Origin of the sequence: Streptomyces bikiniensis (assembly GCF_000716625.1) — a bacterium.
GTDB lineage: Bacteria > Actinomycetota > Actinomycetes > Streptomycetales > Streptomycetaceae > Streptomyces > Streptomyces bikiniensis.
Genome location: NZ_JNXJ01000041.1, coordinates 37240 through 52437, shown reverse-complemented (window position 1 = coordinate 52437; position 15198 = coordinate 37240). Strand labels below are relative to the sequence as shown.

General features: G+C 75.4%; 14 protein-coding genes. 8 read left to right on the top strand and 6 right to left on the bottom strand.

The features are described from left to right. The first annotated feature begins 56 nt into the window (after positions 1-56). Positions 57-902 (top strand): spermidine synthase, encoded by an 846-nt coding sequence (locus OO47_RS26825; protein ID WP_030214421.1) that lies wholly within the window; start codon positions 57-59, stop codon positions 900-902. Here OO47_RS26825 and OO47_RS26820 read toward each other — a convergent pair. Both OO47_RS26820 and OO47_RS26815 read right to left on the bottom strand, forming a co-directional pair. Then, positions 864-2240, bottom strand: a complete 1377-nt coding sequence (locus tag OO47_RS26820; RefSeq protein ID WP_051716040.1) for an MFS transporter — start codon at positions 2238-2240, stop codon at positions 864-866. The genes OO47_RS26825 and OO47_RS26820 overlap by 39 nt on opposite strands. Positions 2241-2380: 140 nt before the next feature. Further along, positions 2381-3496, bottom strand: a complete 1116-nt coding sequence (locus OO47_RS26815; protein ID WP_030214416.1) for a hypothetical protein — start codon at positions 3494-3496, stop codon at positions 2381-2383. Between the two features lie 122 nt (positions 3497-3618). On the opposite strand from OO47_RS26815, the gene OO47_RS26810 reads away from it, so the two are divergent. Both OO47_RS26810 and OO47_RS26805 read left to right on the top strand, forming a co-directional pair. Next, positions 3619-4056, top strand: a complete 438-nt coding sequence (locus OO47_RS26810) for a DUF4442 domain-containing protein (RefSeq protein WP_030214413.1) — start codon at positions 3619-3621, stop codon at positions 4054-4056. Positions 4057-4322: 266 nt separating this feature from the next. Continuing rightward, positions 4323-4991, top strand: coding sequence for a DedA family protein (locus OO47_RS26805; RefSeq protein WP_030214401.1), 669 nt, complete (start codon positions 4323-4325; stop codon positions 4989-4991). 77 nt (positions 4992-5068) lie between these two features. Here OO47_RS26805 and OO47_RS26800 read toward each other — a convergent pair whose 3' ends face one another. Then, on the bottom strand, positions 5069-5596 hold the full coding sequence (locus tag OO47_RS26800) for a gamma carbonic anhydrase family protein (RefSeq protein WP_030214399.1): 528 nt from the start codon (positions 5594-5596) through the stop codon (positions 5069-5071). A gap of 135 nt (positions 5597-5731) precedes the next feature. Between OO47_RS26800 and OO47_RS26795 the strand changes: the two genes are divergently transcribed. Both OO47_RS26795 and OO47_RS26790 read left to right on the top strand, forming a co-directional pair. Further along, positions 5732-6490, top strand: coding sequence for an acyltransferase (locus tag OO47_RS26795; RefSeq protein WP_030214396.1), 759 nt, complete (start codon positions 5732-5734; stop codon positions 6488-6490). A 192-nt stretch (positions 6491-6682) separates the two neighbouring features. Continuing rightward, positions 6683-7246 carry a YbaK/EbsC family protein gene (locus OO47_RS26790; RefSeq protein ID WP_030214394.1) on the top strand — a complete coding sequence of 188 codons (564 nt, stop codon included), beginning with the start codon at positions 6683-6685 and terminating at the stop codon, positions 7244-7246. A gap of 6 nt (positions 7247-7252) precedes the next feature. On the opposite strand, the gene OO47_RS26785 is transcribed toward OO47_RS26790, so the two are convergent. Beyond that, entirely contained in the window at positions 7253-7696 is a 444-nt protein-coding gene (locus OO47_RS26785) for a CoA-binding protein (RefSeq protein WP_051716038.1), read from the bottom strand. Between the two features lie 125 nt (positions 7697-7821). On the opposite strand from OO47_RS26785, the gene OO47_RS26780 reads away from it, so the two are divergent. The 3 genes from OO47_RS26780 (at position 7822) to OO47_RS26770 (ending at position 12878) form a co-directional block, all read left to right on the top strand. Next, entirely contained in the window at positions 7822-8448 is a 627-nt protein-coding gene (locus OO47_RS26780) for a YigZ family protein (protein ID WP_030214388.1), read from the top strand. A gap of 138 nt (positions 8449-8586) precedes the next feature. Further along, positions 8587-9765 carry an exonuclease SbcCD subunit D gene (locus OO47_RS26775; RefSeq protein WP_030214385.1) on the top strand — a complete coding sequence of 393 codons (1179 nt, stop codon included), beginning with the start codon at positions 8587-8589 and terminating at the stop codon, positions 9763-9765. Then, on the top strand, positions 9762-12878 hold the full coding sequence (locus tag OO47_RS26770) for an AAA family ATPase (protein WP_030214383.1): 3117 nt from the start codon (positions 9762-9764) through the stop codon (positions 12876-12878). The genes OO47_RS26775 and OO47_RS26770 overlap by 4 nt, the downstream gene beginning before the upstream one ends. Here the strand turns inward: OO47_RS26770 and OO47_RS26765 are convergent. Both OO47_RS26765 and OO47_RS26760 read right to left on the bottom strand, forming a co-directional pair. Then, positions 12868-13317 carry an Lrp/AsnC family transcriptional regulator gene (locus OO47_RS26765; RefSeq protein WP_030214381.1) on the bottom strand — a complete coding sequence of 150 codons (450 nt, stop codon included), beginning with the start codon at positions 13315-13317 and terminating at the stop codon, positions 12868-12870. The two genes, OO47_RS26770 and OO47_RS26765, sit on opposite strands and share 11 nt — an antisense overlap. A 150-nt stretch (positions 13318-13467) precedes the next feature. After that, positions 13468-15168 (bottom strand): DUF885 domain-containing protein, encoded by a 1701-nt coding sequence (locus OO47_RS26760; RefSeq protein ID WP_030214379.1) that lies wholly within the window; start codon positions 15166-15168, stop codon positions 13468-13470. Positions 15169-15198 lie beyond the last annotated feature (30 nt).

Genomic DNA, 15198 nt, shown 5'->3' with positions numbered 1-15198 from the left:
CCCCCCGGGCCCCACCCCCTGCCGCAACCCCGCCCCTGCCCCGCCACAATGGGAACGTGAACGAGCACATCCCCGTCGTCCGCGAGGTCGACCAGGGCACCGCGCGCCTCATGCCCGACGTGGACCGGGAGCGGGCCTGGCTCCTGACGGTCGACGGCGCACCCCAGTCGTACGTCGACCTCGACGACCCGGCGTACCTGGAGTTCGAGTACGCGCGCCGGCTCGCCCACGTCGTCGACGGCGCGGCCGGCGAGGGCGAACCGCTGGACGTCCTGCACCTGGGCGGCGGGGCGCTCTCCCTGCCCCGGTACGTCGCCGCCACCCGGCCCGGCTCACGCCAGGACGTCGTGGAAGCGGACCGAGGTCTGCTCGCCCTGGTCGCGGAGCACCTGCCGCTGCCGGAGGGATCGGGGATCGCCGTGCACGGCGCGGACGCCCGGCGCCGGCTGGAGGAGGCGCCCGCCGCCTCGGCCGACCTGATCGTCGGCGACGTCTTCAGCGGCTCGCGCGTCCCCGCCCACCTCACCTCCGTCGAGTACGCGCGCGAGGTCCGGCGCGTCCTGCGGCCCGGCGGCGTCTACGCCGCCAACCTGGCCGACGGCGCCCCCTTCGCCTTCCTCCGCTCCCAGCTCGCCACCTTCGCCGCCGTCTTCCCCGAACTCGCGCTCGTCGCCGAACCGGGCGTCCTGCGCGGCCGCCGCTTCGGGAACGCCGTCCTGGTCGCCTCCGCCCGCGCGCTCGACACCGCCCGCCTCGCCCGCCGGGCCGCGGCGGACGCGTTCCCCGCGCGCGTGGAGCACGGGGACGCGCTCGCCCGGTTCACCGGGGACGCGGAGCCGGTCGGGGACGCCGGGGCCGTGCCGTCACCCGTTCCCCCGGACGGCGCGTTCGGCATCGGCTGAGCGGGGCCCCGGCACGGCCGGGAGCTCCTTCCCGGTGGGCGGGGGCGTGGTTCCGTGCGGACGCCGGGTCAGGTTCCGCACGTCCGGCACCAACAGGACGAGGGCGGTGACGAGCACCATCAGCGCCGCCGCGCCCCACAGCGCCCCGCTCCGGCCGAACGCCCCCTCCGCCGGGCCCGCGAGCGCCGTGGTCAGCGGCAGCAGGGCCGTCGAGCCGAACCAGTCGTAGGCGGAGACCCGGGACAGCTTCTCCTCGGGGATCTCCTGGTGCATCGTCGTCATCCACGAGACGCCGAAGACCTCGATCGCCACCCCGCTCACGAACATCGCGGCCGTCAGGCCGATCGCGGGCAGCGGCACTGCGAGCGCCGCCGAGGGCAGCGCGATCGGGAAGACGCCCAGCGTCCCGACGAACAGCATCCGGCGCGGCTTCCACCGGGTCATCAGGACCGCGCCCGCGACCGTCCCCACCCCGTACGCGGCGAGCGCGAAGCCCCAGGGGCGCGCGCCGCCCAGCTCCTCCCGGGCGACCAGCGGCCCGTACACCGCCTCGACCGCCCCGATCAGGCCCACCACCACGGAGAACTGGGCGACGATCGACCACAGCCAGGGGCGGCCGACGAACTCCTGCCAGCCCTCCTTCAGGTCGGAGAAGAGCCCTCCGCCGGGGGCGCGCTCGGGGACGCCCTTCACGTCGAGGAAGGCCCGCAGTCCGCCCGCGACGGCGAAGGCGACGGCGTCGACCACGAGGACCCAGCCGGGCCCGACGAAGGCGACGAGCGCGCCGCCGAGCGCGGCACCGCCGATGGAGGCGCCGTGCATCGCCATCCGGAAGACGGCGAACGCCTTGCTCGCCTGCTCCCCGCTGACCGTGGCCAGGAGCATGCCCTCGGCCGCCGGGTTGAAGAAGGCCTGGCCGGTGCCGCAGAGCGCGGTGAGCACCATCATCTGCCAGACGCGGGCCTCGCCGGAGAGGACGAGGGCGGCGAAGACGGCCTGCGACACGCAGTTGAGGGCGTTGGCGGCGACCATCACCCGGTGCCGGGGCAGCCGGTCGGCGACGGCGCCGCCGACGAGCAGGAAGAGGACGAGCGGCAGGAAGCGCGCCATCGCCACGAGGCCGACGTCGCCCGCGTCGCCGCCGGAGTCGAAGACCGCCCAGGTGGTGGCGATCAGGGCGCCGTGCGTGCCGAGGTTGGTCACGACCGTGGCGGCGGTCAGCAGGAGGTAGTTCCGACCGGCCCACTCGGGGCGGCGGGCGCGGGTCGGAACGGGGGAGGGGGAGGAAGAGGGAGAGGAGGAGACGGGGGAGTCGGGGGAGCCGGCGGGTGATGTCACCCCGGGACTATCCCCGCCGCCCCGCCGAAGTGCCAAACCGATATCCGGGCGGGGTGGGGCGCCGGCCGCCGGGACGACGGGCACCGGCGGCCCACGGGCCCTGGTGGCCGGGCGCCCCCGATGTCACGATTCGCCCGCCGTCACGAGTCCTCGGCGAGGCGGACCGTGGAGAGGATCTGCTGGATCGTGGCGTCCGGCAGCTCGTCGGCGACGCCGTCGGCCGCGTTGAGGACCCAGGTCGAGAAGTCGTTCTTCGCGTTCTTGAAGGTGAAGGCGATCGCCTTGCCGTCCGACTCGCACTTGTTGCGCTTCTTGACGTTCGGGGCGGTGGCCGTCGACACGCTGCCGGTGAGACCGGACTTCGTCGTGTACGGCACGGCCTTGGTGATCTTGATCGTGTTCTGCGGCATGTGCTGCGCGTAGCCGCCCCACACCCACGTACCGGCCTCGTTGTACGCGGCCTCCCCGGTGCTCTTGGCGCCCTGGCCGCCCTTGGTGCCGGCCGACGCCAGGCTCCAGGACTCCTCGCTGCCGTCCTTGTCGGTGTCGTAGGTGCACCACTTGTCCTTGAGGTGCGTGGGCCCGGACATCGTGACGAGGGGGCTGCCGTCGCCCTTCTTCTCGTCCTCCAGGAAGCTGATCGTCCCGGGCTTCGACACCTCCCACTCCGGCGGCACGTCGAAGAGGGTGCCGTACTTCGGGTTGTGGACGACCTTCCAGCCGGGGATCGTCGGCTGCCGCGCGGCGCCGTCGCGCGGGTTGTCGAGCTCGGACGACCGGCTCGGCTCGGGGGCCGCCGACGGATCGACGGAGGCGGTGTTCGTCGCGGACGGCTTCGGGTCGGCGGCGGTCGGCTCCTTGTCGTCCTCGCCGAGCACCAGGTAACCGGTGACGCCGGCCGCGACGACCACGGCGGTCGCGGCGAGGACCGCCACGAGGGCCGTCTTCTTCTTCCCGCCGGGACCGCCGGGACCGGGCCGCCCCGGACCCGGGACCGCGTACTGCTGCGGCACGGTCGGCTGCTGGTACGGGTTCGGCTGCCCCGGCTGCGGGCCGTACCCCTGCTGCGGGTACCCGGGCGGGACCGGCGGCTGCTGGCCGTAACCCGGCTGCGCCGGCGGCTGCTGCGGGTATCCGGGCTGGGCCGGCGGCTGCTGGTACGGGTTCGGCTGCTGGTACCCCGGCTGCTGGTAGGGGTTCTGACTCTGGTCCTGCGGGTTCTGCTCGCCCCCGGGCGGCTGCTGTCCTGGCCACATGGCCAGTAACCATAGAGGTGCGGGGGCCGCCCGGCCACGCCCGCCCCCGGTCCGGGAGGGACGCGGGGGATGGCCAAGGGTGCTACTCGCGGGTAACATCACGCTCCATGAGCGCAGACCAGATGACCGTCGGCGAGATGCTCGCCGCGACGGTTCCCATGGCCGGAACCCTGAACCTCGAGTTCCTGGAGACCACCGCCGAGCGCGCCGTCGTGCGCCTGCCGGACCAGCCCGCCTACCACAACCACGTCGGCGGCCCGCACGCCGGAGCGATGTTCACGCTCGCCGAGTCCGCCAGCGGCGCCATCGTGCTCGCCGCCTTCGGCGACCAGCTCAGCCGCGCGGTCCCGCTCGCCGTCAAGGCCGAGATCGGCTACAAGAAGCTGGCCATGGGCGTCGTCACGGCCACCGCCACCCTGGGCCGCCCCGCCGCCGAGGTCGTCGCCGAGCTCGACGCCGGACAGCGCCCGGAGTTCCCGGTGCGGATCGACATCACCCGCGAGGACGGCGCCGTGACCGGCGAGATGACCGTCGTCTGGACCCTGCGTCCGAACGCCTGAGCCGGCCCGGCCGCACGCCTCCGCCCCCGTACCCCTTCCGGCACGGGGGCGGACGCGTTCCCGGCCCCGGGACAGGTCCCGACCGCGGCCCCGGCTCCGACCCCGACCACGGCCGTGGAACCGGCCCCGGCCCCGTCTTCCGCTGCGAGGTCCGTCTGTCCCGACCGGGTAGGCTGCCCCGGCGTGCCCGCCGAGGCGCACGCCGGCGCCACGCCCCCGACCACGGGCGGGGCGCGACAGGGGAGCCGAAACGGGAGGAAGCCGCGTTGCACGTCCAGGAGTGGCTGGAGACGATCCCCCCGATCGCCGTCTACGTCCTTGTGGGCGTGGTGATCGGCCTCGAGAGCCTGGGCATCCCGCTGCCCGGCGAGATCGTCCTCGTGAGTTCGGCGCTGCTCGCCTCGCAGCACGGCGACATCAACCCGTACGTGCTCGGCGCCTGCGCCACCGCCGGCGCGATCATCGGGGACTCGATCGGTTACGCCATCGGCCGCAAGGGCGGCAGACCCCTGCTCGCCTGGCTGGGCGGGAAGTTCCCCAAGCACTTCAGCGAGGCCAACATCGGACTCGCGGAGAGCTCCTTCCGGAAGTGGGGCATGTGGGCGGTCTTCTTCGGCCGCTTCGTCGCGCTCCTGCGCATCTTCGCCGGACCGCTCGCGGGCGTCCTGCAGATGCCGTACTGGAAGTTCCTCGTCGCCAACGTCTTCGGCGGCATCCTGTGGGCCGGCGGCACCACGGCCGTCGTCTACTCCGTCGGGATCGTCGCCGAGGCGTGGCTGAAGCGCTTCTCCTGGCTCGGCCTCGTCCTGGCCGTCCTGATCGGCCTCACTTCGATGCTGATCATCAAGAACCGCGCCAGGAAGGCGGCCGCGGAGCGGGCCGCCGCCCCCGTCGCGGAGCCAAGGCCTGAGCCGGAGCCGGTCCTGGCGGACTGAGTCCGTCCCGTACGGCGAGGAGGGCGGCACCCCGACCGGGGTGCCGCCCTCCGTCCGTTCCCGCGCACGGGACGCGCTCAGTCCTCGAAGGCCTCCGCGTGGTCCTTGGCGAGGTGCAGGTACATCTCGGCGTTGAGCCGGATGCCCGCCTGCTCCTCCTCGGTCAGCGGGCGGCGCACCTTCGCCGGTACGCCCGCGACCAGCGAGCCCGGCGGGACCTGCATGCCCTGCGGGACGAGCGCCTGGGCGGCGACGAGCGACCCGGCGCCGATCCGGGCCCCGTTGAGGACCGTGGCGCCCATGCCGACGAGCACGTCGTCCTCGATGACGCAGCCGTGCACGGTGGCGTTGTGGCCGACGGTCACCCGGGCCCCGATCGAGACGGGGAAGCCGGGGTCGACGTGGACCGTGCAGTTGTCCTGGACGTTGGAGTCCTCGCCGATCCCGATCGGGCCGCAGTCCGCCCGCAGCACCGTGTGGTACCAGATGTTCGCGCGGGCGCCGAGGGTGACCTCGCCGAGGACCACCGAGGTGGGGGCGGTGAAGGCCGTCGGGTCGATCCGCGGCTCCTTGCCGCCCACGCCCTTGATCAACGCCTCTGTCATGGTTCTTCGCTCCTGGTCGTCGGCCGTCGTGTCGCGCCCGGGGGTCTCCCCGGGCCGCAGCCTATGCCGTGCTCATGACGGACATCACAGCGCACGGCGGTGATCGGGCGCGACGGCGCCGACTACCGTGGCCGGGTGCCCAGGAACAGAAACACGTTCTCATCCCTCGCCGCCTGGCGGCGCCGGGCCGTCGCGCACGCCCTCCAGGGCGGCTGGCGCTGGGCGCAGCGGGCCGGCGCCGTCACCGCCGAGCACCAGGGGAGGCTGCGCTTCCGCCGGCTCGGCGAGGGGACCCGGCTCGCCTTCCCGCAGGGCACGGTCTTCGGCGAGCGGTGGATCGAGATCGGGGCGTGCTGCATCATCGCCGAGCAGGTCACGCTGACGGCCGGGATGCTCCCGGACCTCGACCTCGGGACGGAGACGGTCCTGACCCTCGGCGACGGGGTCGTCCTCGGCCGGGGCAGCCACGTCATAGCCGACGCGGAGGTGACGATCGGCTCGGACACGTACTGCGGCCCGTACGTCTACATCACCTCGACCAACCACAGCTACGACGACCCGGACGAGCCGGTCGGCCGCCAGTGGCCCCGCTCGGCACCGGTCTCCATCGGCCCCGGCTGCTGGCTCGGCACGGGCGCGGTGGTCCTGCCCGGCGCGCGCCTCGGCCGGAACGTGGTCGTCGCGGCGGGCGCGGTGGTGCGCGGCGAGGTCCCGGACCACTCGGTCGTGGCGGGCGCCCCGGCGAAGGTGGTCCGCAGCTGGAACCCGGAGAACGGCTGGCAGCCCCCGCTCCGCACCCCCGCCCCCGTCCCGATCCCGGAGGACGTCACCCCCGAGCAGCTCGCGGCGCTCGCGGAGTGGGAGATCGAACAGGCGGGCACGGCGGCGACCTGACGGGCGCGTGCGCGTACGCCTGTACGCGACTCCGCCCGCGTACGCCTGGACGTGCCTCCGCCCGCGTACACACCTACGTGCCTCCGCCCGCACCCCCGCATTGCGCGCCCCTGCCCGTACACGCGTACGCACCCCCGCCCGTACTCCGAGACGGCCCCGCCCGCCCCGGCACCGGTTGTCAGCGTGACGCACATGCGCGCACCCATCGGAGACTTCACCGACGCCCGGCCCGCCCCGGACTGCCTCGACCTCCTGACCGGCCCCGTCGCCGCCGCCGTCCGCGCCCGGACGGGCCCCGTCCCGGCCGACCAGGTGCTCTACGTCGACACCGACCCGGCCATCGCCGACACCGCCGTCTTCGTGGAGCACCACGGCGCCGACCTCCTCGACGCCTCCGCGAACTGCGTGGTCGTGGCGGCCGGGCGGGGCGGCGACACGACCCTCGCCGCCTGCGTCGTCGGCTCCGCCACCCGCGTCGACGTCAACGGGGTGGTGCGCCGTCACCTCGGCGCCCGCAAGGCCTCGTTCGCCCCGGCGGACACGGCCACCGGCGAGAGCGGCATGGAGTACGGCGGCATCACCCCCGTCGGCCTCCCCGCCGACTGGCCGCTCCTCGTGGACGCCGCCGTGGTCGACACGCCCTGGGTCCTCGTCGGCAGCGGCCGCCGCCGCGGCAAGCTCGTCCTCCCCGGCAAGGCCCTCGGCCGACTCCCCGGCGCGGTCGTCCTGGAGGGCCTCGGCGTCCCCGCCGCCTGACCCCGCTCAGCCCAGGCGCGGGATCTCGATCGCCGGGCAGCGGTCCATCACCATGTCCAGGCCCGCCTCGCGGACGCGGGCGAAGGCGGCCTCGTCGATCACGTCCAGCTGGAACCAGACCGCCTTGGCGCCGATCGCCACGGCCTCGTCCGCGACCCCGCCCGCCAGGTCGCTGTTGACGAAGACGTCCACGACGTCCACCGGGAAGGGGACGTCCGCCAGGGACGCGTAGCCCCGCTCGCCGTGGACCGTCTCCGCCTTCGGGTGGACCGGGACGACCCGCTTCCCGAAGCGCTGGAGGACGGCCGCGACCCCGTAGGCGGCCCGCGCCCGGTTGTTCGAGAGGCCCACCACCGCCCAGGTGTCGCCCGTGGACGTCAGGATCCGTCGTACCGCCTCCGAGGCGGAGTACCCGGCGGTACCGGTGGTGGTCGTGCTGTCGGCGCTCATCGTCTCTGCTGCCTCTCCTCGGCGCGGTCCGTCTCCCGGGGGAACGAGCCGCGCCGGCCCTTGATTCCCGAGGCCCCCCACCGGCCGCCGGGGAGCACCGGGCCGGCGGAACGTAGGCTGGTCGGATGCAGGAGCAGTACCGCACCCCGGCCCGCGAGGGCGTGCACGAGACCGAGATCAACCGCTCGCGCTTCCTCTGCGCCATCGCGCCCGTCGCCGACGAGCGGGAGGCGCAGGAGTTCGTGGCGAGGATCCGCCGCGAACACCCCACGGCGACCCACAACTGCTTCGCGTACGTCATCGGCGCCGACGCCTCCGTGCAGAAGGCGAGCGACGACGGCGAACCGGGCGGCACGGCCGGCGTCCCCATGCTCCAGATGCTGCTGCGCCGCGAGACGCGGTACGTCGCCGCCGTCGTCACCCGCTACTACGGCGGCGTGAAGCTCGGCGCGGGCGGTCTGATCCGCGCGTACGGAGGCGTGGTCGGCGAGGCCCTCGACGCGCTCGGCACCGTGACCCGGCAGCGCTTCCGGCTCGCCACCGTCACCGTCGACCACCAGCGGGCGGGCAAACTGGAGAACGACCTGCGGGCGACCGGCCGCGCCGTCCGGGACGTGCGGTACGCCGACGCCGTCACGATCGGGATCGGCCTTCCGGACGCCGACGTCGACGCCTTCCGCGCCTGGCTCGCCGACGCCACGGCGGGCACGGCGACGTTCGAGCTCGGCGGCGAGGCGTACGGCGACGTGTGACGCCGGACCCCGGTGCTCCGTCACCCGGACGGCCACCCCCGCACCCTGCTCGGGATAGCGTGGTGGGCGCACACGAACGAAGACCGGTGCGGGCACCGGTGGGGGAGGGACGGCACACATGCGGGGTGGGACGGCACCGTGAGGCTCCTGCACACCTCGGACTGGCACCTCGGCCGGTCCTTCCACCGCGTCGGACTCCTCGGCGCCCAGGCCGCGTTCCTCGACCACCTCGTGGCCACCGTCCACGAGCACCGCGTCGACGCCGTCCTCGTCGCCGGCGACGTCTACGACCGGGCCGTGCCCCCGCTGTCCGCCGTCGAACTCTTCGACACCGCCCTGCACCGCCTCGCCGAGGCCGGCGTCCCCACCCTCATGATCTCCGGCAACCACGACTCGGCCCGCCGCCTCGGCGTCGGCGCCGGACTCATCGAACGGGCCGGCATCCACCTCCGCACCGACCCGGGCGGCATCGGCACCCCCGTCGTCCTCACCGACGCCCACGGCGACGTCGCCCTCTACGGCCTGCCCTACCTCGAACCCGCCCTCGTCCGCGAGCGCCTCGGCGCCGGGAAGGCCGGCCACGAGGCCGTGCTCACCGCCGCCATGGACCGGGTCCGCGCCGACCTCGCGACCCGGCCCGCCGCCACCCGCTCCGTCGTCGTCGCCCACGCCTTCGTCGCCGGCGGCGCCCCCAGCGACAGCGAGCGGGACATCACCGTCGGCGGCGTCTCCGCCGTCCCCGCCGGGATCTTCGACGGCGTCGACTACGTCGCCCTCGGCCACCTCCACGGCAGCCAGACCCTCACCCCCCGCGTCCGCTACTCCGGTTCCCCCCTCGCGTACTCGTTCTCCGAGGCCGACCACCGCAAGACCATGTGGCTCGTCGACCTCGGCCCCGCGGGCCCCGAGGGCGCGGACCTCGACGCCGAACGCCTCGACTGCCCCGTCCCGCGCCCCCTCGCCCGGCTCCGGGGCCGGCTCGACGACCTCCTCGCCGACCCCGCGCACGCCCGCCACGAGGGCTCCTGGGTCGAGGCCACCCTCACCGACCCCGTACGGCCTGCCGACCCCATGAACCGGCTCGCCGAACGCTTCCCGCACACCCTCAACCTCGTCTTCGACCCCGAACGGACCGGGAGCGACACCGGCGCCTCCTACGCCCGGCGGCTCCGGGACCGCAGCGACCAGCAGATCGCGGAGGACTTCGTGGCCCATGTGCGCGGCGGCGCGGTGCTCGACGGAGCGGAACGGGCCGTCCTGTACGGCGCCTTCGACGACGTACGGGTCGACACGGCCGAGCGCGAGGTGGGCCGGTGAGGCTGCACCGCCTGGAGATCACCGCGTTCGGCCCCTTCGGCGCCACGCAGACCGTCGACTTCGACGCCCTGTCCTCCGCCGGTCTCTTCCTGCTCCACGGGCCGACCGGCGCGGGCAAGACCTCCGTCCTCGACGCCGTCTGCTTCGCCCTCTACGGAAGCGTGCCCGGCGTCCGCCAGACCCCCGGCACCACCCTGCGCAGCGACCACGCCCCCGTCGGCACGTACACCGAGGTCCTCCTCGAACTGACCGTGGGCGACCGGCGGTTGGAGATCACCCGCCGCCCGGCCCAGCAGCGGCCCAAGCGGCGCGGCACCGGCTTCACCACCGAGAAGGCCCAGACCTGGCTGCGCGAGTACGACCCGGCCACCGGCGCCTGGAACGGCCTCAGCCGCTCCCACCAGGAGACCGGCGAGGAGATCACCCAGCTCCTCGGCATGAGCCGCGAGCAGTTCTGCCAGGTCGTCCTCCTCCCGCAGGGCGACTTCGCCCGCTTCCTGCGCGCCGATGCCGAAGCCCGGGGCAGGCTCCTCGGCCGCCTCTTCGACACCCGCCGCTTCGTCGCCGTCGAGGAACGCCTGGCCGACCTGCGGCGCGTGGCCGAACAGCGGGTACGGGAGGGGGACGAGCGGCTGCTCGCCCTCGCCCACCGCATGGCCCAGGCTGCCGGCGGACTCGACGCCGCCCGCACCCCGGTCGAGGGGGCCGCCGGAGAACCCGGGCTCGCCGCCGCCGTCCTCGCCTGGGCCGCCGTCGCCCGCACCGAGGCGCGGGAGGCCCTGGACGTCGCGGGCCTGCGGCTCGCCGCCGCCGAGCGCCGCCGGGACGACGCCCGCGCCGCGCTCGACGCCGAGCGCGACCTCGCCGCCCGCCAGGCCCGCCACGCCGACGCCCTCCTGCGCCGCGAGCGGATCACCGAGCGGGCCCCCGAGCGCGACCGGCTCCGGGCCGTCCTCGACGGGAGCGTCCGGGCCGACCGGGTCGCCCCCGCCCTGGCCCTGCGCCGGGACGCCGAGCGCGAGCAGGCCGCCGCGCGCACCGCCCTCGCCCGCTCCCGCGCCCGGCTGCCGGCCGACCTCGCCGACGCCGGGGCCGAGCAGCTCGCCGCCCTGGAGAACCGGCTGCGCGGGGAGCTCGGCGGACTCGAACCGGCCCGCCGCGCCGAGCACCGCGCCGCCGCCGTCGCCGAGGAACGGGCCGTACTGGCACGGGAGGCGCGCGCCGACGAGGAGGCCCTGCGGGACGCGGCCGACTGGCTCGCCGGCTGGGAGCCGCGCCGCGCCCGGCTCGCCGGACACGCCGAGGCCGCCCGGGACGCCGTCGCCCGCGCCGAACACCTCGCCGGACGGCTGGAACCCGCCCGCCGCCGGCTCGACGCGGCCCGCCGCCGCGACGCCCTCGCCCGGGGCGCCGAGGCGGCCGAGGCCCGTCTGACGGAGGCCCGCGAGCGGCGGAACGACGCCCACGAGACCTGGCTCGACGTCAAGTCCCGGCGCCTGGAGGGCATCGCCGCCGAACTCGCGGCCGGCCTGGAGGCGGGCGCCCCCTGCCAGGTCTGCGGCTCCACCGACCACCCGGCCCCCGCCCGCACCACCGCCGGCCACGTCGACCGCGCCACCGAGGAGGCCGCCTACGAGGCCTACACCGCCGCGGAGGAGACCCGTACGGCCGCCGAACGCGAACTGGCCGTCACCCGCGGGTCCTGGGCGGCGGCCCGCGCGGAGGCCCGGCCCGCCCCGGACGGCGCCCCGGCCACCGCCGACCGAGCCACTGACCAGGCCGTCGACCACACCATCGGTCACACCATCGACTCCGTCGCCGACTCCGCCGCCGACCCCGCAGTCGAGGAAATCGCCCGCGAGGTGGAGGAGTTGACCCGGCTCCACGCCGAGGCCCACGCGCTCGCCGGACAGGCGCACACCGCGCGCCAGGCGCTCGCGCGGGCCGAGCACGAGCACGGGGAGCGGGTGGCGGCGCAGCGGGCGGCCGAGCGACGGGTCGCCGCCCGGACCTCGCGGCGCGAGGCCCTCGACCGGGAGCGGGCGGCGCTGGACGAGGAACTGGCCCGGGGCCGCGGCGCGTTCGCCACTGTGGCCGAACACGCCGCCCGCCTGGAGCGGCGGATCGACCTCCTGGCCGAGGCCGCCGACACCGTGCGCGCCGCCGAACTCGCCGACCTGCGCCTCAAGGAGGCCGACGCCCGGCTCGCCGACGCCGCCTACCAGGAGGGCTTCGCCACCCCCGACGAGGCCGCCGGGGCGCTCCTGGGCGAGGGGGAGCGGCGCGGCGTCGAGGAGCGCCTGGACGCCTGGCAGGCCGAGGAGGCCGTCGTCGCGGACCGGCTCGCGGAACCGGGCACCGCGGCCGCCGCCGCGCTCCCGCCCGCCGACCTCGCCGCAGCCGAGGCCGTCCACGCGGCGGCCGAACGCGCCCTGCGCGCGGCCGACTCCGCCCTCGCCGCCGCCCGCGAACGGGTCGCGGACCTCACCGAGCTCTCCCGGCGGGCCGCCGCCGAGGTCCACCGCCTGGGGCCGCTCCGCGAGGAGCACGAGCGGGTGGCCCGCCTCGCCGCCCTCACCGCCGGCACCTCCGCCGAGAACGAGCGCCGGATGCGCCTGGAGTCGTACGTCCTGGCCGCCCGGCTCGAACAGGTCGCGGCCGCCGCGACCGCCCGCCTCCTGCGCATGTCCTCGGGCCGCTACACCCTCGTCCACTCCGACGCCCGCTCCGGCGCCAAGCGGGCCGGCCTCGGGCTGCACGTCGTGGACGCCTGGACCGGCAGCGAGCGCGACACCGCCACCCTCTCCGGCGGCGAGACCTTCTTCGCCTCCCTCGCCCTCGCCCTCGGCCTCGCCGACGTGGTCACGGACGAGGCGGGCGGCGTCCGGCTCGACACCCTCTTCATCGACGAGGGCTTCGGCAGCCTCGACGAGCAGACCCTCGACGAGGTCCTCGACGTCCTCGACTCGCTGCGCGAGCGGGACCGCAGCGTCGGCATCGTCAGCCACGTCGGCGACCTGCGCCGCCGGATCCCGGCCCAGCTGGAGGTCGTCAAGGAGCGGCACGGCTCGGCGGTGCGGCTGCGCACCGGTGAGGACGCGCTCAGCGGCTGACGGGGCGCCGGGGCAGCGGCGAGGAGTAGACGACGCTGGTCGTCACCGGACCGAGCCCGGCGATCTTCCCGGTGACCGCCTCCAAGTCCCGCATGGAGCGCGCCGCGACCTTCAGGACGAAGCAGTCGTCGCCGGTGACGTGGTGCGCCTCCAGGACCTCCGGGGTGGTGTCGAGCAGGTCGTGGAACGGCTTGTAGTTGCCGTGCGGGTAGCGCAGCCGTACGAAGGCGAGGACGGCGAACCCGAGCCGTTCCCGGTCCACGAGGGCCGTGTACCCGGTGATCACCCCGGCCTCCTCCAGGCGCCGTACCCGGTCGGTCACCGCGGACGGCGACATCGACACGGCCCGCGCGAGTTCGGCGAAGCTGGCACGGCCCTCGGACTGGAGGGCTTCGAGGATGCGCCAGTCCGTGGCGTCCGGCGTGTAGGCGGTGGTCATGGGGGAGGAATAGCAGGCGGATCCCCCGTCGATCAAGGGAGGTCCCCGGCCGATCGGACGGACGGCCGGGGAAACGCCCCCGCCGAGGCCCGGAGGCGGGGATCACCCCGTCACGGCCTCGTGGCCGGGGACCGCCCCGCTGCCGGATCCTCAGAGCCGGGAGATCTCGTCCACCAGGTCGTCCAGGCCGAGGGGGCCCAGCGAGAGGGCCGCCATGTGCCAGGCCTTGGCGTCGAACGCCTCGCCGTGCGCCGCCCGGGCGTTGGCGCGGCCGAGCAGCCAGGCGCGCTCGCCCAGCTTGTAGCCGATCGCCTGTCCCGGCACCGACAGATAGCGGGTCATCTCGCTCTCCACGAAGGCCGGCGGACGGCTGCTGTGCCGCTGGAAGAACTCCTGGGCCAGCTCCGGGGTCCACCGCTCGCCCGGCCGGAAGGGCGAGTCCGCCGGGATCTCCAGGCCCAGGTGCATGCCGATGTCCACGACGACCCGGCACGCGCGCATCATCTGGGCGTCGAGGTACCCCAGGCGCCGCTCGGCGTCGGGCAGGAAGCCCAGCTCGTCCATCAGGCGCTCCGCGTACAGCGCCCAGCCCTCCATGTTGGCGCTGACCTTGCCGATGGTCGCCTGGTAGCGGGAGAGCCGGTCGGCGACGTGCACCCACTGCGCGCTCTGCAGGTGGTGGCCCGGCACGCCCTCGTGGTACCAGGTCGAGACCAGGTCGTACACCGGGAAGCGGGTCGTGCCGTCCACGGGCAGCCAGGTGCGGCCGGGGCGCGAGAAGTCCTCGGACGGGCCGGTGTAGTACGGCGCGGCGGCGCCGCCCGGCGGGGCGATCCGGGACTCCACCCGCCGTACCCGCTCGGCGAGTTCGAAGTGGGTGCCGTCGAGCGCCTCGACGGCCTCGTCCATGAGCCGCTGGAGCCAGACGCGGACCTCGTCGACGCCCTCGATGTGGGTGCCGTGCTCGTCCAGGTGGGCGAGCGCCTGCCAGGGGCTCGCGCCGGGCAGGATCCGTTCGGCCTCGGTCCGCATCTCGCCGAGGAGCCGGTGGTACTCGGACCAGCCGTACGCGTAGGCCTGGTCGAGGTCCAGGTCGGTGCCGTTGAAGAAGCGGGACCAGCGCCGGTAGCGCTCCCGGCCCACCGTGTCCGGGGCGCCGGCGACGGCCGGGGCGTACACGTCCCGCATCCAGTCCCGCAGCGCCCCGACGGCCGCGGTGGCCTCCTCGCCCGCCGCCGCCAGTTCGGCGCGGAGCCCGGCGGGGAGCGTGTCGGGCCCGGCGGCGGCGAACACCTCGAACCAGCCGGGCCGTTCGCCCCCGCCCGCCCACTCGGTGAGCTGCCCGACGAAGGTGGCGGCGGCGCGGGGGCCTCCGAACAGCTTGCGCTCCAGGCCGAGGGCGAGCGAGGAGCGGTAGCCCTCCAGGGCGGCCGGCACCGCGCGCAGCCGGGACGCCACCGCCGTCCAGTCCTCCTCGGTCTCCGTCGGCATCACGGTGAAGACGATGCGGACGCTGTGCGCGGGCGAGCGCAGGTTGCTGACGGCGCAGAGGCCCTCCTCGGCCTCGTGCACGGCCAGTTCCGCCGTCAGGCGCTCCCGCAACAGCCGGGCGCACCGCCGCTCGGCGTCGCTGTCGGCCCCCGGCACCCGCTCGGCCGCGTCGAGCCGGGCGAGCGTGCGGCGGGCGAGGTCGGCCACGGCCCGCTGGCCGGCGGGCGAGAAGTCGGGCAGCAGTCCGGCGCTCTCCCTGACTCCCAGGTACGTACCGGTGATCGGGTCGAGGGCGACGAGTGCGTCGACGTGGTCGTCGGCGACCTGGCGGGGCAGCGGGCTGCTGGAGATCTCTGGCATGGGGGTCATCCTGGCCTCTTCCGCGGGCCC